This is a genomic window from Pantoea sp. SO10, from assembly GCF_005281435.1.
GTDB classification, from domain to species: domain Bacteria; phylum Pseudomonadota; class Gammaproteobacteria; order Enterobacterales; family Enterobacteriaceae; genus Pantoea; species Pantoea leporis.
In genome coordinates this window covers 2,565,677-2,588,721 of the sequence record NZ_CP040095.1, presented here as the reverse complement: position 1 = coordinate 2,588,721, position 23,045 = coordinate 2,565,677, and the positions used below count along the sequence as shown (strand labels likewise).

21 protein-coding genes are annotated in these 23,045 nt (G+C 58.2%); 18 read left to right on the top strand and 3 right to left on the bottom strand.

The window, feature by feature from the left end:
* Window positions 1-178 precede the first annotated feature (178 nt).
* Window positions 179-1,042, top strand: coding sequence for a phosphonate ABC transporter, permease protein PhnE (gene phnE / locus FCN45_RS12070; protein WP_137386063.1), 864 nt, complete (start codon window positions 179-181; stop codon window positions 1,040-1,042).
* On the top strand, window positions 1,039-1,923 hold the full coding sequence (gene phnE / locus FCN45_RS12065) for a phosphonate ABC transporter, permease protein PhnE (protein WP_137386062.1): 885 nt from the start codon (window positions 1,039-1,041) through the stop codon (window positions 1,921-1,923). Before phnE (FCN45_RS12070) ends, phnE (FCN45_RS12065) begins: the two co-directional genes overlap by 4 nt.
* On the opposite strand, the gene FCN45_RS12060 is transcribed toward phnE (FCN45_RS12065), so the two are convergent.
* Entirely contained in the window at window positions 1,877-4,465 is a 2,589-nt protein-coding gene (locus tag FCN45_RS12060) for an ATP-binding protein (RefSeq protein WP_137386061.1), read from the bottom strand. The genes phnE (FCN45_RS12065) and FCN45_RS12060 overlap by 47 nt on opposite strands.
* 144 nt (window positions 4,466-4,609) lie before the next feature.
* Between FCN45_RS12060 and FCN45_RS12055 the strand changes: the two genes are divergently transcribed.
* The 6 genes from FCN45_RS12055 (at window position 4,610) to FCN45_RS12025 (ending at window position 10,957) form a co-directional block, all read left to right on the top strand.
* Window positions 4,610-6,115: a sugar ABC transporter ATP-binding protein gene (locus FCN45_RS12055; RefSeq protein WP_101762810.1), complete on the top strand. Its 1,506-nt coding sequence runs from the start codon at window positions 4,610-4,612 to the stop codon at window positions 6,113-6,115.
* A gap of 10 nt (window positions 6,116-6,125) precedes the next feature.
* Window positions 6,126-7,109 (top strand): ribose ABC transporter permease, encoded by a 984-nt coding sequence (locus FCN45_RS12050; protein ID WP_101762809.1) that lies wholly within the window; start codon window positions 6,126-6,128, stop codon window positions 7,107-7,109.
* 183 nt (window positions 7,110-7,292) lie between these two features.
* Entirely contained in the window at window positions 7,293-8,231 is a 939-nt protein-coding gene (locus FCN45_RS12040) for an ABC transporter substrate-binding protein (protein ID WP_101762808.1), read from the top strand.
* Window positions 8,232-8,347: 116 nt separating this feature from the next.
* A complete protein-coding gene (locus tag FCN45_RS12035) occupies window positions 8,348-9,031 on the top strand; it encodes a D-lyxose/D-mannose family sugar isomerase (protein WP_137386060.1) in 684 nt (227 codons plus the stop codon).
* A gap of 11 nt (window positions 9,032-9,042) precedes the next feature.
* On the top strand, window positions 9,043-9,903 hold the full coding sequence (locus tag FCN45_RS12030; RefSeq protein ID WP_101762806.1) for a ketose 1,6-bisphosphate aldolase: 861 nt from the start codon (window positions 9,043-9,045) through the stop codon (window positions 9,901-9,903).
* A 4-nt stretch (window positions 9,904-9,907) separates the two neighbouring features.
* Complete coding sequence (locus FCN45_RS12025; protein ID WP_137386059.1) at window positions 9,908-10,957, top strand: carbohydrate kinase family protein; 1,050 nt, start codon at window positions 9,908-9,910, stop codon at window positions 10,955-10,957.
* Here the strand turns inward: FCN45_RS12025 and FCN45_RS12020 are convergent.
* Complete coding sequence (locus FCN45_RS12020) at window positions 10,894-11,640, bottom strand: response regulator (protein ID WP_137386058.1); 747 nt, start codon at window positions 11,638-11,640, stop codon at window positions 10,894-10,896. The two genes, FCN45_RS12025 and FCN45_RS12020, sit on opposite strands and share 64 nt — an antisense overlap.
* 80 nt (window positions 11,641-11,720) lie before the next feature.
* Here FCN45_RS12020 and FCN45_RS12015 point away from each other — a divergent pair, with 80 nt between their 5' ends.
* The 3 genes from FCN45_RS12015 (at window position 11,721) to FCN45_RS12005 (ending at window position 14,106) form a co-directional block, all read left to right on the top strand.
* Window positions 11,721-11,990, top strand: coding sequence for a hypothetical protein (locus tag FCN45_RS12015; RefSeq protein ID WP_137386057.1), 270 nt, complete (start codon window positions 11,721-11,723; stop codon window positions 11,988-11,990).
* Window positions 11,991-12,051: 61 nt separating this feature from the next.
* Window positions 12,052-13,350, top strand: a complete 1,299-nt coding sequence (locus tag FCN45_RS12010; protein ID WP_008105472.1) for an NCS2 family permease — start codon at window positions 12,052-12,054, stop codon at window positions 13,348-13,350.
* A gap of 261 nt (window positions 13,351-13,611) precedes the next feature.
* Window positions 13,612-14,106, top strand: coding sequence for a hypothetical protein (locus FCN45_RS12005; RefSeq protein WP_246862526.1), 495 nt, complete (start codon window positions 13,612-13,614; stop codon window positions 14,104-14,106).
* A 50-nt stretch (window positions 14,107-14,156) separates the two neighbouring features.
* On the opposite strand, the gene FCN45_RS12000 is transcribed toward FCN45_RS12005, so the two are convergent.
* Window positions 14,157-15,605 (bottom strand): AMP nucleosidase, encoded by a 1,449-nt coding sequence (locus FCN45_RS12000; protein WP_110868358.1) that lies wholly within the window; start codon window positions 15,603-15,605, stop codon window positions 14,157-14,159.
* Window positions 15,606-16,005: 400 nt separating this feature from the next.
* On the opposite strand from FCN45_RS12000, the gene FCN45_RS11995 reads away from it, so the two are divergent.
* The 7 genes from FCN45_RS11995 to FCN45_RS23625 all read left to right on the top strand — a co-directional run bounded on the left by FCN45_RS11995 (window position 16,006) and on the right by FCN45_RS23625 (window position 22,852).
* The gene (locus tag FCN45_RS11995) at window positions 16,006-17,121 is read left to right on the top strand and encodes a branched-chain amino acid ABC transporter substrate-binding protein (protein WP_137386056.1); all 1,116 of its coding nucleotides are present in this window, start codon (window positions 16,006-16,008) and stop codon (window positions 17,119-17,121) included.
* Between the two features lie 82 nt (window positions 17,122-17,203).
* Window positions 17,204-18,118: a branched-chain amino acid ABC transporter permease gene (locus FCN45_RS11990; RefSeq protein WP_008105462.1), complete on the top strand. Its 915-nt coding sequence runs from the start codon at window positions 17,204-17,206 to the stop codon at window positions 18,116-18,118.
* 10 nt (window positions 18,119-18,128) lie between these two features.
* Window positions 18,129-19,409, top strand: a complete 1,281-nt coding sequence (gene livM / locus FCN45_RS11985; protein WP_137386055.1) for a high-affinity branched-chain amino acid ABC transporter permease LivM — start codon at window positions 18,129-18,131, stop codon at window positions 19,407-19,409.
* The gene (locus FCN45_RS11980; RefSeq protein ID WP_137386054.1) at window positions 19,402-20,277 is read left to right on the top strand and encodes an ABC transporter ATP-binding protein; all 876 of its coding nucleotides are present in this window, start codon (window positions 19,402-19,404) and stop codon (window positions 20,275-20,277) included. Before livM ends, FCN45_RS11980 begins: the two co-directional genes overlap by 8 nt.
* Complete coding sequence (locus tag FCN45_RS11975) at window positions 20,270-21,019, top strand: ABC transporter ATP-binding protein (RefSeq protein ID WP_110868361.1); 750 nt, start codon at window positions 20,270-20,272, stop codon at window positions 21,017-21,019. Before FCN45_RS11980 ends, FCN45_RS11975 begins: the two co-directional genes overlap by 8 nt.
* A 120-nt stretch (window positions 21,020-21,139) precedes the next feature.
* Window positions 21,140-22,552 carry an EmmdR/YeeO family multidrug/toxin efflux MATE transporter gene (locus FCN45_RS11970; RefSeq protein WP_137386053.1) on the top strand — a complete coding sequence of 471 codons (1,413 nt, stop codon included), beginning with the start codon at window positions 21,140-21,142 and terminating at the stop codon, window positions 22,550-22,552.
* A 132-nt stretch (window positions 22,553-22,684) separates the two neighbouring features.
* Window positions 22,685-22,852: a hypothetical protein gene (locus FCN45_RS23625; protein WP_168197460.1), complete on the top strand. Its 168-nt coding sequence runs from the start codon at window positions 22,685-22,687 to the stop codon at window positions 22,850-22,852.
* Window positions 22,853-23,045 lie beyond the last annotated feature (193 nt).

Genomic DNA, 23,045 nt, shown 5'->3' with positions numbered 1-23,045 from the left:
GGTCCGTGCTGGCTGTCCCCCATCCCGGCCTTCCCCCACAAGTGGGGAAGGAGATGCTGCCACATGCGACTTCGGAGCTGCATTTTGCAGCATCTTCCTCCCCCATTAATGGGGGAGGACCGAGGAGGGGGACAGCGAGCACCATCCAGCAAGTCCCCAACCAACAGGAATTCCCCCCTTGACCGATTTCGAACACTACTACCAACGCATCCGCCGCCAGCAAAAGCGCGACTCGCTGCTGTGGTCGCTGCTGTTACTGGCGCTCTATCTGGCCGCGGGCAAGATGGCGGAATTTAATCTGCTCACCGTCTGGCAGTCGCTGCCACACTTTTTCGATTACATTGGCGAAACGCTGCCGGTGCTGCATTGGTCGGAACTCTTCTCCGATGTGAAAACCGAGGGATCGCTGGCTTACTGGGGCTATCGCCTGCATTTCCAGCTGCCGCTGATCTGGGAAACCTTACAACTGGCGCTGTCGTCCACCATCGTGGCGGTGGCGGTGGCTGGCGTGCTGGCGTTCTTCGCCGCCGACAACACCCAAACACCGCGCAGCCTGCGCATGGCAATCCGCGCGTTTGTCGCCTTCCTGCGCACCATGCCCGAACTGGCGTGGGCGGTGATGTTCGTGATGGCGTTTGGCATTGGGGCCATTCCCGGCTTCCTTGCGCTGGCGCTGCACACCGTCGGCAGCCTGACCAAACTGTTTTACGAAGCGATTGAGAGCGCGTCGGATAAACCGGTACGCGGCCTTGCGGCGTGCGGCGCCAGCAAACTGCAGCGCATGCGCTTTGCCTTTTGGCCGCAGGTTAAACCGACGTTTCTCTCCTACAGCTTTATGCGTCTGGAGATCAACTTCCGCTCCTCCACCATCCTTGGGTTGGTGGGCGCGGGCGGTATCGGGCAAGAGCTGATGACCAATATCAAACTCGATCGTTACGATCAGGTCAGCATCACGCTGTTGCTGATCATTGTGGTGGTGTCGCTGCTGGATACGCTGTCCGGCTGGCTGCGTCGCCGCGTAGTGGAAGGAGACGTATCATGATCGCCCTAGCGCCGGATGTCGCCAAACTCAAGCAGGAGCATGCCGCCCTGTTTGCTGCGCAAAATCGCTATCTGCGCCGCGTTGCGCTGGTGGCGCTGGCCATCGCGCTCTATTACCTGTTCTTTTTCGAATTCTTTGGCATTGAGTGGAGCCGTTTTCTCATCGGCTGCCAGCAGCTCAGCCGCTATTTCCTGCGTATGTTTGTCTGGCAGGACTTCCTTAACTGGCCGTTTGCTTACTACTTCACGCAAGTCGGGATTACGCTGGCAATTGTGTTTTCCGGCACGTTGACCGCGTCACTCATCGCCTTGCCGGTCTCGTTCCTGGCGGCGCGCAACGTGATGCACGATCCGTTGACGCGTCCGATTGCGCTGGTGGTGCGTCGCGTACTGGATGTGCTGCGCGGCATCGATATGGCGATTTGGGGGCTGATCTTCGTGCGCGCCGTCGGCATGGGACCGCTGGCCGGCGTGCTGGCGATCGTGATGCAGGATGTCGGCCTGCTCGGCAAACTCTACGCCGAAGGGCATGAAGCGGTGGAGCGTTCGCCGAGTCGCGGTCTCAGCGCGGTAGGCGCGAACATCCTGCAAAAACATCGCTACGGCATTTTCACCCAATCGTTCCCGACCTTCCTCGCGCTCAGCCTGTATCAGATTGAGTCCAACACCCGCTCCGCAGCGGTGCTGGGCTTTGTTGGCGCGGGCGGCGTCGGCCTGGTGTATGCCGAGAACATGCGTTTATGGAACTGGGATGTGGTGATGTTCCTGACCCTGATTCTGGTGGCGGTGGTGATGATCATGGATGTGGTCTCCAGCAAGCTGCGTAAACGTTACATCACGGGGAAAGGGGTGCCGTTGTGGCAGCCTGCCGCGCGCGACTAAGCCGTTCACTGCGCTGCCAGGCGCGCTCCAGCGCCTGCACCAGCTGCGCCTGATGCCAGGGTTTCGCCAGCCGCTCACACAGCGGCAGCGTGACCTGCGTCTGGCGCAGATCCTGACCGCTGATCAACACCGTTGCCAGATGCGGCCACTGCGCCTGCGCCTGGCGAATCACATCCGCGCCATTAATGCCGCCCGGCAGCATCAAATCACTGATTAACAGATCGATATCCGGCGTCTGGCGCAGCAGCCTCAGCGCGCTTTCGCCGTCGCCACACTCCAGCGTCAGATAACCCAGCTGATGCAGATGTTCGCACAGCGTTTGCCGCACCGTCGGTTCATCATCCAGCACCAACACCAGCCGATCATTGCTGGCCTGCGGTACCAGCGGCGGCGGCACGCTGAGCGGTTGCGCCGCTTCGGGCGCGCGCGGTAATAACAGCCGCACGGTGGTGCCTTGTCCCGGCGCGGTTTCCAGCTCAATCTGGCCGCCGGATTGCCGCACAAAGCCATACACCATCGATAAGCCCAAACCGCTGCCGCTGCCGATGGCTTTGGTGGTGAAGAACGGCTCAAACACCTGTTCACGCACTTCGGCCGACATGCCGCAGCCGTGATCGATCACTTCAATGGTGACGCGATCGCGCTTGCCGTCGACTTCCTGTTTACGCTGATTCCAGATACGCAGGCGGATTTCGCCGCTCTGCTGCGCCATGGCATCGCGCGCGTTGACCACCAGATTGATCAGCGCGTTCTCCAGCTGGCCGGCATCGATCCACGCTGGCCAGCCGGGACGCTGCGCATCGATCACCAGCTGCTGGCCGGGCAGCAGCGCGTGCTGCAGCAGTGAATGCAGATTATCCACCAGCTCCACCACCGACACCGCGCGCGGATAGAGCGCCTGCTTACGTGAGAAGGCCAGCAAGCGCTGCGTCAGCTGCGCCGCACGGTCGGCAGCCTGACGTGCGCGTTCGATGCGGCTGGCGAGCGTGCCGGGCGGTAGCTGATCGACGGTTAACGCCAGGCTGCCGATGATCACCGCCAGCAGATTATTGAAGTCGTGCGCCAGTCCGCCGGTCAGCTGTCCCACCGCTTTCATCTTCTGGCTGTGCAGCAGCGCTTCCTCCAGCGCCTTGCGCGTGGTGCGCTCCAGCACGGTATTCACCATGCCGCGCCGTGGCACCGGGCTGAAGCGCAGCTCCAGCGTGCGACCATCCGCCAGCCGCACTTCCTGCGCATCGGCTATTCCGTTGAGCTCGACATCGACGCGTTTGAGTAGCTGCTGATAGTGCAAACCGCGATGCAGTTCACGCGGCGCGATGCCGAGCAGCTCGGCATATTGCGCATTCCATACCACCAGCTGACCGCTGTTATCAAACAGCGCAAAGCCGTCGCGCATGGCGAGAAAGGTCGATTCCAGCTGGTTGCTTTTCTCTTTTAGCAGGCGCGACGTGTGCGCCAGCGACGCCGTATTGCGCGCAAACACGTTAAAGGCGCGCGCCAGATCGCCCAGCTCATCGCGCCGCGCAAGGCCCGGCACGTTGACGCTCTTTTCACCCTGCGCCAGCCGCGTCATGGCGTGGGCGATGGCGGTCAGACTCGAACCGAGATTACGGTAGATGTAGTAACCGGCGTAACCGGTGATCAGCAGCGCCAGCAGCATAAACAGGCCGATAAAGCCGATGATCGAATCCAGCTCTGCATGCGTCACCGCGCTGCGGGCGTCACTCTGTTGCGCCACCAGCTGCACATAATGGGTGATGTCGTCGTTGAGCATCGCCACCAGCGCTTTGATGCGATAGGTAGCGTAGGCAATAGCGATATCACTCTGCTCCAGCTGCTGCGCCACCGGCTGCAAATCCGTGCTGGTGGCGATCAGCCGCTGCACCTGAGTATTCAGCGCGCCGTTAAGCCTTAACGCTTGCCACTGGCGCAGCACCGATTGCAGCTGCTGCACCGCGGCCTGCGGCGCGCTGGATTGAATCGCCACGCTGAATAAGCTGTGGGTTTGCTGACGCAGCGCGGCAGAAGGGGAATCGGTGCGCGTAAGCAGGTCAATGCGATTGAGTAACAGCTGCGATTGCCACAAGCCGCTCAGCATCACGTTGCGCTGCAGATGGCGCTGATGCCCGGCGCGCAGCAATTGATTAATGGTTTGTTCCAGCGTCTGGCTGCGCTCACGAATACGCGCTAGCAGCTGCGGCTGCTGTGCCGCCAGCGGCGCACTTGCCAGCAAGCTCAGCGACTGTTGCAGTTCCCGCTGCGTTTGCTGCAGGCGCGCCGATTCGCTCTGATACTCCAGCGCGCCGACCACCTGCGATAACCGCACCGCCGCAATGGCCACATTGGCGGTGTCGCGCGCCAGCGCCAGGCTGCCGTTCATATCGGCCAGCGTTTGTGCCTGCGCCTGTTCCTGAATGTGACCTGCGTGGCGAAATCCAAAAATCGCGACCAGGCTCACCGCCAGCGTCACCGACATCACCAGCAGATTAAACAGCAGCAGGCGACTACGCGCGCCCGCGTGCCAGTGCAGACTGTGACTCATGGCTGCCACTCCTTACCGCTCAACTGCTGGCGAGTATAGAAGCGCGATCGGGGCGAAATATGACAAATATGAATGGCCTCTGACATTTTCCATTTATCTAAGCAGGTTTTACTCGCTGCAACCTTTGCCAGCAGGAGTCTGTAAATGGATGCCACACCGATACTCTCCATGCGGGGAATCACCCGACGCTTCGGCAACTTCTATGCGCTCAAGGGCGTGGATCTCACGGTCTGGCCCGGTGAAGTGCATGCGCTGATGGGCGAAAACGGCGCGGGCAAAAGTACTTTGATGAAAATTCTGGCCGGCGCCTATACCGCCAGCAGCGGGGAAATTCTTATCGACGGCCAGCCGTATGTCATAAAAGGCCCAAAAGAGGCGTTGGCGGCGGGCATCACCCTGATTTATCAGGAGATCAATCTGGCACCCAATTTGACGGTGGCGGAGAACATCTTTCTCGGCAGTGAAATCACGCGTGGAGGCCTGGTGAAGCGTCGCCAGATGGCGGAAGAGGCGCAGCGGGTGATTGATCGCCTGGGTGCGCAGTTCAGCGCCACCGATCTGGTGAGCCGCCTGAGTATTGCCGAGCAGCAGCAGGTGGAAATCGCCCGCGCGCTGCACCGCAACAGCCGCATTCTGGTGATGGATGAGCCGACAGCCGCACTCTCCAATCGTGAAACCGAGCAGCTGTTTGCGCTGATTAAACGACTGCGCAGCGAAGGCATGGCGATCATCTACATCAGCCATCGCATGGCGGAAGTGTATGAGCTATCCGATCGCGTGAGCGTGCTGCGCGACGGGCAGTACGTCGGCAGCCTGACGCGCGAGCAGCTCAACGCCAGCGAGCTGGTGCGCATGATGGTCGGGCGTCCGCTCAGCGATCTGTTTAACAAAGACCGCGATATTCCGCTCGGCGACATCCGTCTCGCCGTCAATCACCTGTGCGATAAACACAAAGTGCGTCCCAGCAGCCTGTCGGTGCGTGCCGGCGAGATTGTCGGGCTGGCGGGGCTGGTCGGCGCCGGGCGCAGTGAACTGGCGCAGCTGATTTTTGGCGTGCATCAACCGAGCGGCGGTGAGATCTGGATCGACGGCGTGAAAGTGCAGATTCACTCGCCGCGCGACGCCATCGCACGCGGCATCGGTTTTCTCACCGAGAACCGCAAAGAGCAGGGCTTGTTCCTCGAACTGGCGGCGCAGGACAACATTGTGATGGCGACGCTGGAGCGCGATGCCAGCTACGGCCTGCTCAATCGGCGCAAAGGGCAGAAGATTGCCAGCGAGGCGATTGATGCGCTGAACATCCGCGTGCCGCATGCGCAGGTGCGCGCGGGCGGCTTGTCCGGCGGTAATCAGCAAAAGCTGCTGATTTCACGCTGGGTGGCAATTGCACCGCGCATCCTGATTCTCGATGAGCCGACGCGCGGCGTTGATGTCGGTGCCAAGAGCGAGATCTACCGCATGATGCAGCAGATGGCGCAGCAGGGCGTGGCGATTTTAATGATCTCCAGCGAGTTACCGGAAGTGGTGGGCATGAGCGACCGCGTTTATGTGATGCGTGAAGGCGCCATCGCCGGTGAGTTGAGTGGGGCAGAGATTAGCCAGGAAAACATTATGACACTGGCCACCGGCGCGCAGCCGGTTCAGGCCTGAGGAGAGCGCAATGACCAGTGAATCCGCACGCGTAAAAAGTCCCACCCTCAAGCGCGCATTAATGAGTGACCTGCTGCAAACCGTCGGCATCCTGCCGATTTTGATCCTGATCGTGGCGGTGTTCGGCTTTGTCACGCCGAACTTCTTCACCGAGGGCAATCTGCTCAACATTACGCGTCAGGCCTCGATCAATATCGTGCTGGCGGCGGGCATGACCTTTGTCATTCTCACCGGCGGCATTGATTTGTCGGTGGGATCGATGCTCGGCACCACGGCGGTGGTGGCGATGGCGGTGTCGCTCGATCCGGCGTTTGCGTCACTGACGATTCCGGCGGCGTTAGGTGCCGGGCTGATTATGGGGTTGTTCAACGGCATTCTGGTGGCGTGGGCGGGGCTGCCGCCCTTTATTGTCACGCTTGGCACCTACACCGCGATGCGCGGCGCGGCTTATCTGCTGGCCAACGGCACCACGGTGATCAACTCCGACATCAACTTTGAGTGGATAGGCAACGGCTATCTCGGGCCGGTGCCGTGGCTGATCATCATCGCCTTTGCGGTGATCGCGCTGTGCTGGTTCATTCTGCGCCGCACTACCTTAGGCGTACACATTTATGCCGTTGGCGGCAACGTGCAGGCGGCGCGCCTGACCGGCATCAAAGTCAGCGTGGTGCTGCTGTTTGTCTACGCCATGAGCGGCTTGCTGTCGGGGCTGGCCGGATTGATGAGCGCCTCGCGGCTCTACAGCGCCAACGGCAACCTTGGCGTCGGTTACGAGCTGGATGCGATAGCGGCGGTGATCCTCGGTGGCACCAGCTTTGTCGGCGGCATCGGCACCATCACCGGCACGCTGATTGGTGCGCTGATTATCGCCACGCTGAATAACGGGATGACGCTGATGGGCGTCTCCTATTTCTGGCAGTTAGTGATTAAGGGCGCGGTGATCATTATCGCGGTGTTGATCGATAAGTACCGGACGCGGCATCACGTGGGTTGAGTTATATCGTGCTGGCTGTCCCCCTCCTCGGTCCTCCCCCACAAGTGGGGGAGGAAGATGCTGCCATATGTTCGTACTGAAGCTGCATGTGGCAACGTCTCCTTCCCCCGCTTGCGGGGGAAGGCCGGGATGGGGGACAGCGAGCACTAATCATAAAAACCAAAAAGCAGGAGAACATCGACTATGCGTTTTAATCCGATTCTAACCGGACTGCTGGCGGCTACGCTTCTGAGCGCGCCATTGGTGCAGGCCAAAGAGCTGAAATCCATTGGTGTGACCGTCGGCGATCTCGCCAACCCGTTCTTCGTGCAGATCACCAAAGGTGCGGAGCTGAAGGCGCGTGAACTGGCGGGCGACAAAGTCAACGTAACGCTGGTCTCCAGCGGCTACGATCTCGGCCAGCAGGTGGGGCAGATTGACAACTTCATCGCCGCTAAAGTGGACATGATCATCCTTAACGCCGCCGATTCCAAAGGTATCGCGCCCGCGGTAAAACGTGCACGTGATGCCGGGATTGTGGTGGTGGCGGTCGACGTGGCAGCAGACGGCGCTAACGCCACTATCACCTCCGATAACACCGCCGCCGGCGCGATGGCGTGTAAATACATCTCCGACCGCCTGAAGGCCAAAGGCAACGTGGTGATCATCAATGGACCGCCGGTTTCTGCGGTGCAGAACCGAGTCGAAGGCTGCATGACTGAGCTGAAAACCCATCCGGACATCAAGCTGCTCTCCTACAACCAGAACGCCAAAGGCAGCCGCGAAGGTGGCCTCGAAGTGATGACCGGGCTGCTGTCGGCCAATCCGAAGATTGATGCAGTGTTCGCGATTAACGACCCAACGGCGATTGGTGCCGATCTGGCGGCGAAACAGGCGCAGCGCAATGAGTTCTTTATTGTCGGCGTCGATGGATCGCCAGACGGTGAAGAGGCGCTGAAACGCAAAGGCTCGCTGTTCGTGGCCACGCCAGCGCAGGATCCGCAGGTGATGGCGGCGAAAGCGGTGGAGATCGGTTATGACATCCTGCAGGGCAAGCCTGCGCCGGATAAGCCGGTGCTGATTCCGGTGACGATGATCGATCGCAACAGCGTCAGCAGCTACAAGGGCTGGACGGTGAAGTAAGCAGCCGCTGTCCCTCACCCTAACCCTCTCCCATAAATGGGAGAGGGGACAAATAGCGCCCTCTCCTGCTTGCGGGTGAAGGCTGGGGTGAGGGCCAGCGTGGAAAGGAGGTGAAGATGCAACGCTCAGAAGTGAATGCGATCCTACAACGCACCCGCGAATTCTTTATGCGTCAGGATGTGCATCTGCCGCCGTGGGCCGATTACGGCCTCAGCCAGTGGCGCGCGCTCGATAAACATGACGCCGATGAACTGCTGGCGCTGCATCTTGGCTGGGATGTCACCAGCTTCGGCGCTGACGATTTCAATCAAACCGGTTTAACCCTGTTCACACTGCGCAACGGTTCGCGGGGTGGTCAGCCGTGGGCCAAACCTTATGCCGAAAAAATCATGCATGTGCGCGAAGGGCAGGTCACGCCGCTGCATTATCACCCGCAAAAGATGGAAGACATTATCAATCGCGGCGGCGGCAATCTGATCGTCACGCTGCATAACCGTGTGGGCAATCAGCTGGCTGATACGGCGGTGAACGTCACGCTCGATGGCATCCGCCAAACCCACGCCGCCGGTTCGCAGCTGCGTTTATCGCCGGGCGAAAGCGTTACCTTGTTGCCGGGCATCTGGCACAGCTTTTGGGGCGAAGAGGGCTACGGCGATGTGCTGGTGGGTGAAGTCTCGATGCCCAACGACGACGAACATGACAACGTGTTTCTCACGCCGCTGGCGCGCTTCAATCCGCTGGATGAAGATGAAGCACCGCGCTGGCTGCTATGTAACGAATATCACCGCTGGCTGGCCTAAAGGAGCCTGATATGGCACTGATTTCACTGGCGCAGGGTTTGGCCCATGCGCAACAGAACGGCTACGCGCTTGGCGCGTTTAACGTCCTCGACACCCATTTCCTGCGCGCGCTCTATCAGGCCGCTGAGCGGCAGCGCTCGCCGTTTATTATCAGCATCGCTGAAGTGCATTTTAAGTATGTCAGCCTCGAGCATTTGGTTGCCGCGGTGCGTACCGAAGCGGCGCTGCACGCTATTCCGGTGGTGCTGCATCTCGATCATGGCCTGCATTTTGAGGCGGTGATGCAGGCGATTCGCCTTGGCTTCACCTCGGTCATGTTCGATGGCTCGACGCTCAGCTATGAGGAGAACGTGCGCCAGACGCGCGAGGTGGTGAAGATGTGTCACGCGCTCGGCGTGTCGGTGGAGGCCGAACTCGGTGCGGTGGGCGGCGATGAAGGCGGTGCGCTGTTTGGCGAGGCCGACAGCGATAAATTTACCGATCCGGCGCAGGCCGCTGATTTTGTACACTCCACCGGCATTGATTGCCTGGCGGTGGCGATTGGCAATGCGCACGGCAAATACAAAGGCGAACCCAAACTCGACTTCGACCGGCTGGCAGCGATTCGCGCGACGGCCGGCATTCCGCTGGTGCTGCATGGCGGTTCCGGCATTAGCGATGCGGATTTCCGCCGCGCCGTCAGCCTTGGCATCAACAAAATCAATTTCTATACCGGCATGTCGCAGGCGGCGCTCGGGGCGATTGAAGCGCAGATCGCCCAACGCGATGCGCGCTACGACGCCTTTGCTGAGTTGTTGATGGCGGTAGAGCGCGACATCGCCAACGTGGTGGCGCAGCAGATGCAGGTATTCGGCAGCGCCGGGAGGGCATAACCGCATGGTGCGTAACGGAATCATCGGTGCCGGCAGCATGCTGGTGGATCACGTGCAGCGCATCAGCCATTGGCCGGAACAAGGCTGGCTAACCGAGATTCAGCACAGCGAGAAGTGCAGCGGCGGCGCGGCGCTCAATGTGCTGTTTACGCTGGCGCGCATGCAGCTGAATCTGCCGCTGGCGGGCGTCGGCATAGTAGGCGAGGACAGCGACGGCGACTACATCCTGCAACTACTGGACGATCATCATATCGACCGCCAGTTTGTGCAGCGCATCGCAAGCATCAATACTGCGATGACGCAGGTGATGACCACGCCGGATGGCCAGCGCACCTTCTTCCATGCGCGCGGCGCCAATGGCAAGCTCGATCTGGCGCACTTCGCCGACGTCTTCACGTCCCATCGCATCTTCCATCTCGGGTATTTACTGCTGCTGGATAGCCTTGATGTGCCGGACGATCAATACGGCACGCGCAGCGCACGGCTGCTGGCGCAGATGCAGCAGCGCGGCTATCTCACCTCCCTCGATTTGGTGTCGCGCGTGGGCGAATATCGACCGCTGGTGGTGCCTGCGCTGCGCTGGCTCGATTATCTGGTGATTAACGAACTGGAGGCGCAATCGCTTACCGGCATCAGTTTGCGCACGCCGCACGGGCTTGCCGCACCGACTGCGTTTGCCGAGGCGGCGACCTGGCTAATGCAGCAAGGCGTACGTCAGCGCGTGGTGATCCACGCACCCGAAGGCGCGTGGGGCCAGCAAGCGGACGGCGAAGGGCGCTGGCAACCGGCGTGGTGCTTAGCGCCAGAAGAGATCGTTGGCAGCGTGGGGGCGGGCGATGCGTTTTGCGCCGGTGTGCTCTATGCCAGCCATGAAGGATGGTCGCTGACGGAAACGCTGAAGCTGGCGCACACCTGCGCCTGTTTTAATCTGCATGCCGCCAACGCGCTGGACGGCACGCGGCCATTAGCCGAGATGCAGCGCTGGATGGATCAGGCGATTTGCGTTTCGCGCGCCGAAGAGGCCGGGCGCATCACGTCGGCGGAGAAAACATAGCCGAGACCGCGAATGGTGCGGATCAGGCTCGGTTGATGCGGATTGATTTCTATCTTGCGTCGCAGGCGCATAATCAGCACATCAATAGTGCGATCAAACACCTCAAGGCTTTCGCTGTGCGTCAGTTCGAGCAGCTGATCGCGGGTTAATACCTTGCGCGCATGCGCCACCAGCGCGCGCAGCAGCGTGTATTCACCTTGCGTTAGCGGCACGCTTTCACGCTGCGGATTGAACAGCTGGCAGCGCGCATCGTCGAGGCGCCAGCCGTTAAATTGCCAACCTTCATCCGCTAACGCTTCCGGCTGCACCAGCCGTCCGCAGCGTCGCAGCGCCGCGCGTGCCCGAGCCACTACCACGCGCGGATTGAACGGTTTAGCGATGTAATCATCCGCGCCCATCTCCAGCCCCACCACCATATCCGCTTCCGAACCCATGCCGGTCAACATGATCACTAGCAGATCGGGACGCTGCCGCTGCATCTGTTGCAGCACCAGCAAGCCGTTGGTGTCTGGCAGCATCATATCCAGCATCACCAGTGAAATTTCCGGGTGTAGCGTGAGCAGGGCTAGCGCATCTTTACCCTGATGGCAGCAATAAACGGTAAATACATGTTCATTCAACACATCGTGCAGCAATTCGCACACTGCACGATCATCATCGACCACCAGAATCGCGGGCTTCATGGATGCGCCTCTTTTGTTACGAAAGGGTTAAAAGCAGTGTAACCCGATGTTTTTTACCTGCTGATTAAGGCAACAGAAACGTGAGCGCCATCGCCTGGCAGAGTGCGGAAGCGTGCAGTGCCGCACTCTTTTTGCCAAACCATCGTCAGGTAGGAAAACGATTGCGCGGCGCTGGTGCAATGCACCATAATCGCGCCTCATTCTGGTTCAGAATAATCTTAGCCGCAGCCGCAAATGAAAACGTAATCGATTGCGTAGGGGAGTGGCATAGCTATTGCTATATGGACAGGGGAAAGCGCAAGGTTTCACAACCTGTTGTCCAGTTTGCTTCGCTTTCAAAACAACAATAAGCATGTAAACCACATTGGCAAGGAGCGCGCGCATTCGTGCCGACTCCGCTCATGAGAGATGATGATGTTAGAAAAACTCTTCAAACTAAAAGCGCACAACACCACGGTTCGCACCGAAATCATTGCGGGTATCACCACCTTCCTGGCAATGGCTTACATCCTGTTTGTTAACCCGAGCATTCTCGGCGCAACCGGCATGGATAAAGGTGCGGTCTTCGTGGCGACCTGTCTGGCGGCGGCGATTGGCTGTGTGTTAATGGGCCTGATCGCTAACTATCCGATTGCACTCGCACCGGGCATGGGCCTCAACGCCTTCTTCACCTATACCGTGGTGCTGCATATGGGTTACACCTGGCAAGTCGCGCTGGGCGCGGTGTTCTTGTCGGCGGTGATCTTCTTTGCCATGTCGCTTTTCAAAATTCGTGAGTGGATTATTAACAGCATTCCGCTGCCGCTGCGTGCCGGTATTGGTGCCGGTATCGGTCTGTTCCTGGCGATTATCGCGCTGGAAGGCGCGGGTATCGTGGTGGATAACCCAGCAACGCTGGTTGGCCTGGGCGATCTGACCAAACCGGGTCCGCTGCTGGCGCTGCTCGGCTTCTTCATCATTGTGGTGCTGGAAGCGCGTCGCGTTACCGGTGCGGTGCTAATCGGCATTCTGGTGGTGACCTTCATTTCTATGGGCATTGGCCTGACGCCGTTTGGTGGCGTGTTCTCCGCTCCGCCCTCTATCGCGCCAACCTTTATGCAGCTGGATATCGCCGGTGCCTTTAACGTCGGTTTGGTGAGCGTAATCTTCGCTTTCCTGTTCGTGGACGTGTTCGATAACACCGGCACCTTGCTGGGTGTGACCAAGCGCGCCGGTCTGGCAGATGAGCAGGGCAACGTGCCGAAAATGGGCCGTGCGTTGATCGCAGATAGCGCCGCCGCGCTGTTCGGCTCGCTGCTTGGTACTTCAACCACCACCAGCTATGTGGAATCTGCTGCCGGCGTCAGCGCCGGTGGCCGCACCGGCCTGACGGCGATTGTGGTGGCGATTCTGTTTCTGCTCAGCCTGTTCTTCTCGCCGCTGGCGGGCAGCGTACCGGTTTATGCCACCGCACCAGCGCTGCTGTTTGTGGCGGTGCTGATGGCGTCTGGCCTGGCGGATATTGACTGGAAAGATATCACCACCGCCGCGCCGGTAACCGTGACCGCGCTGACCATGCCGCTGACCTACTCGATCGCCAACGGTATTGCGTTCGGCTTCATCACCTGGACGGTGGTGAAACTGCTGAGCGGCCGCACCAAAGAGGTCAACCCGGCGCTGATCATTTTGTCGATTCTGTTTGTTATCAAACTGGGCTGGCTGAGCGCGTAAATGTTGCTTAACGGAAGCCCGCTCGGGCTTCCGTGTCTGCTGTTGCATCCCTTCGTTTATTTTCTGCGTGACACTTCGCAATCCTTTTTGATGCTCACTTTCCTTCCCTCTCAAAACAGCCCAGGCTGTGCGTGTTATTTAAACCTGCCCGCAAAAAATGTGCTGTGAATGGCGGGATCGTGGAATGTTAACGCTGCGCAAATCTGTTTCACTAACAGTGAGGTGGAAAGATTGAGCTGCGCGATGGAAGAGGATTCGGTGATGGATTACCCCATTAGCAATACAACTCGTGTGTTCCCACCGCTTATTTTTGACGTTGGTAACAAAGGAGATCATCAAATGGAACAACTCACCAAACGAGTTGAAGAGCTGGAAAAAACCACGCAGCAGATTCAGATGGATGTTGCTGTGCTAACCGCGCGTTCAGAGCATTTTGCGACTAAAGCGGATATCGAAAAGGTCAGAGCCGAGCAGGGCGTCATGCGTGTGGAGATTATGGGAGAGCTGGGGGCGCTTGAACAACGTCTCGATAAAAAGTTTGAGCGGATGCAGGATCAACTCAACCCGAAGTTCGACAAAATTGATCTAATATTTGAAAGAATTGACCAAAGATTTGAAAGAGTTGATCAGAGATTTAATCAGCTGGAGGATAAAATATCTGCCTTCAACAACAGCATCACCTGGAAAATCATGATACCGACCGGCCTTCTGGTGCTGGCGTGGTTTGTGCAGAATATCGTTTTGAAAATGTCATGACGCGCTTTACTGCACGGTTCCGGCCCTTCATGGGCCGGAACTCATCATGATTACCTAAACGGCGGCTCGTTAAAGGTTCTCAGCTTCCTCGAATGCAGCTTGTCGCCTTCAGCTCGTAGCAGTTCTACCGCGCAGATGCCAATCTGCAGGTGCTCGGAGATTGCGCCTTCATAGAAGCGGTTTGCCTGGCCCGGTAGCTTGATCTCGCCATGCAGCGGTTTATCGGATACGCATAGCAAGGTGCCGTAAGGCACGCGGAAGCGATAACCCTGCGCGGCGATGGTGGCGCTCTCCATATCAACCGCTACGGCGCGGCTCAGGTTGAAGCGCAGCGCCGAAGCGGAGTAGCGCAGCTCCCAGTTACGGTCATCGGTGGTGACCACGGTGCCGGTGCGCAGGCGCTGTTTAACTTCCTCGCCGGGCATGCCGCTGACCGCTTTGGTGGCGTCATACAGTGCGCGCTGCACTTCGGCGATGCTGGGGATTGGGATATCTGGCGGCAGTACGCTATCCAGCACGTGATCGTCGCGCAGGTAGGCATGCGCCAGCACATAGTCGCCGATGGTCTGGCTTTCGCGCAGTCCGCCGCAGTGGCCAATCATCAGCCAGGCGTGCGGACGAATCACCGCCAGGTGGTCACAGATGGTTTTGGCATTGGATGGGCCCACGCCGATGTTCACCAGCGTAATGCCGCGACGATTCGGTGACGTCAGGTGCCAGGCCGGCATTTGGTGTTTCTTCCACGCCAGATCGGACATCATCGCCGTCGGGTCTTGCGTATCGGCGGTGATCACCACTTCACCGGCGCAGGCCAGGCTGTCGTAAGGCGTGGTGGGATCCTGCACCTGCTCAATCGCCCAGCGCACGAACTCATCGACGTAGCGCGTGTAGTTGGTGAACAGCACGAACGGCTGAAAGTGCTCTACGCTCGTGCCGGTGTAATGGCGCAGGCGTGCCAGTGAGAAATCGGTGCGCAGGGCGTCAAAGTGCGACAGCGGGAAAATCGCATTGGCGTGGAACAGGCCGTCGGCGGTTTCATCACCGATTTGCGACAGTTCGGTGGTGGGGAAATGGCGTGCGATGCTGGCGCTCATTGAGCGGTCCAGTGACAAGCCGTCAATCACATAAGGATAAGGAATTTCCTGCTGTGAAGGCGCGACCTCAATCAGCACGTCGTACTCCTTCTCCAGCATCTGCAGCTGCTCGCTGAGATAGTGCCGCAGCAGCGCCGGGCGCGTGATGGTGGTGCTGTAGCTGCCGGTATGGGTAAAACGTCCCCACGCGCGGGTGCGATTTTGCTGCGGACCTTCACCCAGCCAGGTGATGCGCAGCTGCGGATAAACAAACAGCCCTTGCTGACGCGCGGCCTCATCCGGCAACTGTCCGGTGGCGGTGAAATCGCGAATGGCGTTGCGCAGCGCGTCAACGGCTGCATCGTACAGGCGTTCTAGTTCGTCCAGCGCTTGCTGGCTGCTCAATCCGTTCCGTTGTGTATTCATGGGTTCTCCTTCAGAAACATGGACCGTTTTCACCAGAGCATAGCGGATAAACCCTTCGCTACGATGAAGAATCTGTGATCGACCGCATTCTGCACCATCACGGTGCTGGTGCGTGGCGTAACCGCGGCTATGTTTATGATCAGCAGGGATGTTACATCGCGTGTCTCCTGTTCTGGAGCGATGCCCGAGTAATAAATCGTCCACCTTCGCGGTATTGGCGAGCTTATTGCTTAGTTTTCAACCGTGGCCTTAATGAATCTATCCGGTTCTCAAAGCAGGTTGCCATAAATGGCGACTCTTCGGGTGTTGGAGGCCGCACTCTGTTCTGCCGAAGTTTCAGAAATTGATTTCTCCCAGGCCGTGGTATGGCTCCGTTCCTGACCCGTTGAGGATTGAAAGCATGTCTTTGAAATTCATAAAACACCCAATGAAGGTGGCGATTGCAGGTTGTTTAAGCGTGGCCTTTTACGCTCAGGCAGATATTAAAATTGGTGTGGCGGGTCCGTTCTCTGGGCCTAATGCGACGTACGGCGCGCAATACTGGAAAGGCGCAAGCCAGGCCGCGGAGGATATCAATGCGGCAGGCGGCATCAACGGCGAGAAAATCGTGCTGGTGCAGGGCGACGACGCGTGTGAACCGAAGCAGGCGGTATCCGTCGCTAACCGACTGGTCGATCAGGATAAAGTGATGGCGGTGGTCGGCCACTTCTGCTCCTCATCCACCATGCCCGCTTCGGAAGTCTATGATGAGGCTGGCCTTTTAGCGATCACGCCCGGATCCACCAACCCAAAAATTACCGAACGCGGCATGAAAACTCTATTTCGCATGTGTGGGCGTGATGACCAGCAAGGCGCCATCGCCGCGGATTACATCATCGACAAGCTGAAAGCGAAGAAAGTGGTCATCATTCATGACAAAGACACTTACGGCCAGGGTTTGGCGGATGCCACCAAAGCCTCACTTGAAAAGCGCGGCGTGAAAGAAGTGCTGTATGAAGGGTTGTCGCGCGGCGAGAAAGATTTTAATGCGCTGGTAACCAAGATCGGCGCGCTGAAACCGGACGTGGTCTATTTCGGCGGCTGTCATCCGGAAGCCGGTCCGCTGGTGCGTCAGATGCGTGAGCAGGGCGTTAATGCGGCTTTCTTCTCCGGTGACTGCATTGTGACGGAAGAGATGGTGACGGCAGCAGGCGGCCCGCAATACACCAAAGGCGTCTACATGACCTTCGGCAACGATCCGCGCACCATCGCCGATGGCAAAGCGGTTATCGACAAATTCCGCGCCGGCGGATTTGAGCCAGAAGGTTACACCCTGTATGCCTACGCCTCCGTGCAGACGCTGGCCGCCGCTTACAAAGCAGCCGGTAAAGACAACGCCAAGGCCAGCGACTGGCTGAAAGCCAACAGCGTCGATACCGTCATGGGCAAAAAAGCCTGGGACAGTAAAGGCGATCTCAAGGTGTCGGATTACGTCGTGTATCAATGGGACGACAAAGGCAAGTATCACCAGCTGTAATGTGCCACGCGGCCCCGTACAGTGCGGGGCCATTCGCGATTGCGCGCGAGGTGTGCGCTCCCATTGAGTACGAGACGACATTATGGACGCCTTTTTCTTACAGCAGCTGATCAACGGTTTAACGCTCGGTGCCGTGTATGGCCTGATCGCCATCGGTTACACCATGGTTTACGGCATTATCGGCATGATCAACTTCGCCCACGGCGAGGTGTACATGATCTCCGCCTATCTATGTGCCATTGGCTTATCGCTACTCAGCTTTTTTGGCATTCACTCCTTCCCGCTACTGATATTCGGCACCTTAATCTTCACCATTATCGTCACCTCGGCTTACGGCTGGGCGATTGAGCGCATCGCCTATCGACCGCTGCGCAACTCGACGCGCCTTGCGCCGCTGATTTCAGCAATTGGCATGTCACTGATTTTGCAAAACTATGTGCAGCTCAGTCAGGGGCCAAATCAGCAGGGCATTCCGACGTTGCTGACCGGCGTGTTGCGCATGGAATTTGATGGCGGCGTGGTGCAAATCACCTGGACCAAAATCTTCATCCTGATCGCGGCGTTTTGCGGCATGGCGCTGCTGACCTGGATTATCCAGTACACCAAACTCGGGCGTATCTGCCGCGCAGTGCAGCAGGATCGGCGCATGGCTTCCATTCTCGGCATCAATACCGATCGCGTTATCTCGCTGGTGTTTGTGATTGGTGCGGCGATGGCGGGATTAGCTGGCGTGCTGGTGACCATGAATTACGGCACCTTTGATTTTTACGCCGGATTTATCATTGGCATCAAAGCGTTTACCGCCGCAGTGCTCGGCGGCATCGGTTCACTGCCGGGCGCGATGCTTGGAGGATTATTGCTGGGCGTCGCGGAAGCGCAGTTCGCCGGGATGGTGAATTCTGACTACAAAGATGTGTTCTCGTTTTCGCTGCTGGTGGTGATTTTGATCTTCCGCCCGCAAGGACTGCTGGGACGACCGCTGGTCGCTAAAGTGTGAGGAAGCCCCGATGAATGCAATGACGCAAAATCCTGTGCGCCAGGCGCTGCTCGATACGCTGCTGGCGGGGTTAGTGGCGCTGGTGGTATTTGGTCCGATTGTTGGCGTGGTGCTCGACGGTTACAGCTTCAAACTGTCGCCACAGCGCGTGGCGCTGCTGGTGGCGGTGGTGATGGCGGGGCGTCTGCTGTTCAGTTTGTTTCTGCACGCGCCTGTTGGTCAGCGCATCATGCGCAAGTTTGCCAGCAGCGATGACGGGGTTTACGTGCGCGAGCCTGGCTATCGTTCGCGTTTGCGCTGGATATTGCCGCTGCTGCTGATCGTGGCGCTGGCCTTTCCGTTTCTCTCCAGTAAATATCTGCTGACGGTGGCGATTCTCGGCCTGATTTATGTGCTGCTCGGGTTGGGCTTGAATATTGTGGTTGGGCTCGCCGGATTACTCGATCTCGGCTACGTGGCTTTTTATGCCATCGGAGCGTACGGCCTGGCGCTTGGCTATCAATATCTCGGATTGGGTTTCTGGAGCATGCTGCCGCTGGCGGCGCTGCTGGCAGCTTTTGCTGGCGCGCTGCTCGGGTTCCCGGTGCTGCGCATGCACGGCGATTATCTGGCGATCGTTACGCTCGGCTTTGGTGAAATCATTCGTCTGGTGCTGACCAATTGGGTCGCCTTTACCGGCGGCCCGAACGGGGTTTCCGTGCCGTCGCCGACCTTCTTTGGCCTCGAGTTTGCCCGCCGCGCGCGCGATGGCGGCGTGCCGTATCACGAGTTTCTGCACGTCACTTACAACCCGAATATGAAATTTATCTTTATCTATGCTGTGCTGGTTCTGGTGGTGTTGCTGGTGCTGTGGATCAAGCATCGCCTGACGCGTATGCCGATTGGCCGCGCCTGGGAAGCGCTGCGTGAAGATGAGATTGCCTGCCGCGCGATGGGCCTTAATCATGTGTTGGTGAAGCTTTCAGCCTTTATGTTGGGCGCGTCAACGGCGGGCATCGCCGGGGTGTTTTTTGCCAGCTATCAGGGCTTCGTTAATCCCACCTCGTTTACCTTTTTTGAGTCGGCGCTGATTCTCGCCATTGTGGTGCTTGGTGGGATGGGATCGACGCTCGGCGTGGTGCTGGCAGCGTTTGTGCTGACGGTGGCACCGGAACTGCTGCGCAGCTTTGCCGAATACCGCGTGCTGCTGTTCGGCATGCTAATGGTGCTGATGATGATCTGGCGGCCACGTGGGCTGGTGCGCACCGCACGCGTTGGCGTGCCACTGCGAAAAGGAGTGCGCCATGAGTGATGCCATCCTGCAAGTGGACAACCTGATGATGCGCTTTGGCGGCATCAAGGCGCTGAATGACGTCAGCCTGGCGGTGGAGCGCGGTTCGGTGACCTCATTAATTGGTCCTAACGGTGCCGGTAAAACCACGGTGTTCAACTGCCTGACCGGTTTTTATCGCGCCAGCGGCGGACGCATTGTGCTCAACGCCAATCAGCGCAGCACCGATGTGATTCAGGTGCTGGGGCAAAAAATTCATGCAGGTGACTGGATCAATCCCACCCGGCTCGGCTCGCGGCTTTGGTACAAGATGTTTGGCGGCGCGCATCTGGTGAACCGCGCCGGGCTGGCGCGTACCTTTCAAAATATCCGGCTGTTCCGCGAAATGTCGGTGATTGAGAATCTGCTGGTGGCACAGCATATGCAGGTCAATCGTCAGCTGCTGGCGGGCGTGCTGAACACGCGCGGCTACCGCGAAGCAGAAAATCGCGCGCTGGATCGCGCTTTTTACTGGCTGGAAAACGTCGATTTGGTCGCCAGCGCCAACCGTCTGGCGGGCACGCTCTCTTACGGTCAGCAACGGCGGCTGGAGATCGCGCGCGCCATGTGTACGCGACCGGAACTGATTTGTCTGGATGAACCGGCGGCTGGGTTGAATCCGGTGGAAACCGAGGCGTTGAGCGCGATTTTGCATCGTCTGCGCGCCGACCATCGCATCAGCGTGTTGTTAATTGAACACGACATGCCAATGGTGATGCGCATTTCCGATCACATCGTGGTGCTCGATCATGGCGATGTGATTGCCCAGGGCACGCCGCAGCAAATTCGTCACGACCCCAAAGTGATTGCCGCCTATCTCGGCGCAGAAGAGGAGAGCGATCATGGCTGAACCGATGCTGGCTTTTGAGCAGGTCGATGTGTTTTACGGTCCTTTGCAGGCGTTGAAACAGGTTTCGTTGACGGTGAATCAGGGCGAAACCGTGGCGCTGATCGGCGCTAACGGCGCGGGAAAATCCACGCTGCTGATGTCGATCTTTGGTCAGCCGCGCATTGCCAGCGGCGAGATACGTTTGCGCGGCGAAGCGATCAGCCAGCGTTCGACGCATTTCATCGCGGCCAGCGGCATTGCGCAGGCTCCGGAAGGACGACGCATCTTTCCTGATATGACGGTGGAAGAGAACCTGCTGATGGGCACCATCGCTATCGGCGAACGTTTTGTTAAAGAGGACAAAGATCGCATGTATCAGCTGTTTCCGCGCCTGCTGGAGCGGCGTAAGCAGCGCGCCATGACGCTCTCGGGCGGCGAGCAGCAGATGCTGGCGATTGCCCGCGCGCTGATGAGTCGACCTAAGCTGTTGCTGCTCGACGAACCCAGTCTTGGCCTCGCGCCGATTGTGGTGAAGCAGATCTTTGGCATTCTGCGCGAGTTGACCCAGCAAGGCATGACGCTGTTTCTGGTGGAGCAGAATGCCCGCCATGCACTGCAGCTAGCCGATCGCGGCTATGTGATGGTGAACGGTGAGATTCGCCTGAGCGGCAGCGGCGCAGAGCTGCTCAACAATGATGACGTGCGCAGCGCCTATTTGGGCGGCGCAGCCGATCCTGCGGTGGTGGCGACAAAAAGTTTGTAATAATGATTAAATGGTGAGGGGAAACACTTTGCATAATTCTCAGTGGCCTATCATCATTATTACTCTTCTTCCTCTCCAAAGTGATTTGGTAATCCCTTGCAAAATCCTGGCGTAGCAGTGATGCGGGCGGTCAGAAACACGGCGTGGTATCCCAAGCGCCGCGCTTACCGTACGTTGTTCTGGCGAGAAATCACCCCATTAGCCGTGCCCATCTTTATCGAAAACCTCTGCGTGATGCTGATGGGCGTCCTCAGTACCTTTTTGGTGAGCTGGCTGGGTAAAGAAGCGATGGCGGGCGTCGGTTTGGCCGACAGCTTCAACATGGTGATCATCTCCTTCTTTGCCGCCATCGATCTCGGCACCACGGTGGTGGTGGCGTTCAGCCTGGCGAAACGCAACGGCAAACGGGCGCGAGCCGCCACCAGACAGTCGCTGGGATTGATGACCGCGCTGGCGTTTGTGCTGGTGATCGCCATCGAGTTTTGGGGGCATCTGATCATTGATGTGATTGCCGGCAGCGCCGATCCCAAAGTGAAAGAGCTGGCGCTGAGCTATCTGCAAACCTCGGCGTGGAGCTATCCCGCAGCGGCAATTGCGCTGATTGGCAGCGGCGCGCTGCGTGGCGCGGGCAATACCAAAATCCCGATGCTGATCAACGGCGGCATGAACATTCTCAACATCGTGATCAGTAGCGTGCTGATTTACGGCTGCCTCGGTTGGGAAGGGCTGGGCTTTGTTGGTGCCGGATTGGGCTTGACCATTTCGCGCTACATCGGTGCGGCGGCGGCGATTTATGTGCTGTATCGCGGCATTACGCCAGCCCTGAAAATCTCCATCGCCAGCTATTTCCGGCGCTGGGACCGCAATATTCTGATGGAAGTGTTGGGCATTGGCGTGCCCGCCAGTATTGAATCGGTGCTGTTTAACGGCGGTAAGCTGCTGACGCAGATTTTTGTTGCTGGCATGGGTACCAATGAGATCGCCGGTAACTTTATCGCCTTCTCGATTGCTTCGCTGATTAACCTGCCGGGTAACGCGCTGGGATCGGCGTCGACCATTATTACCGGCCGCAGGTTGGGGCTGAATCAGGTGATGCAGGCTGAACGGCAAATCAAACACGTGTTCTGGCTGGCGATGATTGGATTGTGTTCGCTGGCGCTGATCACCGTGCCGCTCGCCGGAACACTCGCGCAGTTTTACAGCCGCGATCCGGAAGTCATTTCAGTTACCAAGCATTTGATTTGGCTGAATGCCGCCTTTATGCCGATCTGGACCGCTTCATGGGTGCTGCCCGCCAGCCTGAAAGGCGCGCGCGATGCGCGTTACACCATGTACGTGTCGATGTTCAGCATGTGGGGCGCACGCGTCGTAGCCGGTTATTTCCTTGGGATTGTATTGGGAATGGGCGTGATAGGCGTGTGGCTCGGCATGTTCCTCGATTGGACGGTGCGCGGCGTATTTTTCTGGTGGCGACTCAACAGCGGCAAATGGCTGAACAATTACCGCAAGATGATGGCGAAGAGCAGGGGATAGGGCATTGGCTGGTGCCCATTGTGGGCTCTACGTATATGCATTAATTGGCAAAGAAGCGCACAACTAATCGGTTTGGTTATAGGAGAGAATACGGTTTACTGTCAGCGTCAATCATTTGTGGAGAAGCTGACAATGAAACACCTCTTCCAGCAGTGGTTTAACCACCTGATCAATGGCGAGACTGGACCCGCAGAAGAGCGCGAATTCGATCTCAGTAATCATATCGACCTGCTGATTCCCATCAGCCAGCTGTACGGTGTTGAGTTCCATCCTTCGGTGTATCGTTACTATGAGAGATGAGCGCCTGCACCATGTCATCCGCTACAGCTACTGGAATGAGCTGTGCGCTGTTGAATAAAGAACCCGCTCTAGCCAGCGGGTTTTTTTATGCCTGAAATTTGACCCTTCGTTCAAAAAAATTCATCAGATTTTCACACTCTCTATCAATTGTCTTGATTCCGTAATTTTCTCGTAAAGAAATGTATTCCTAACT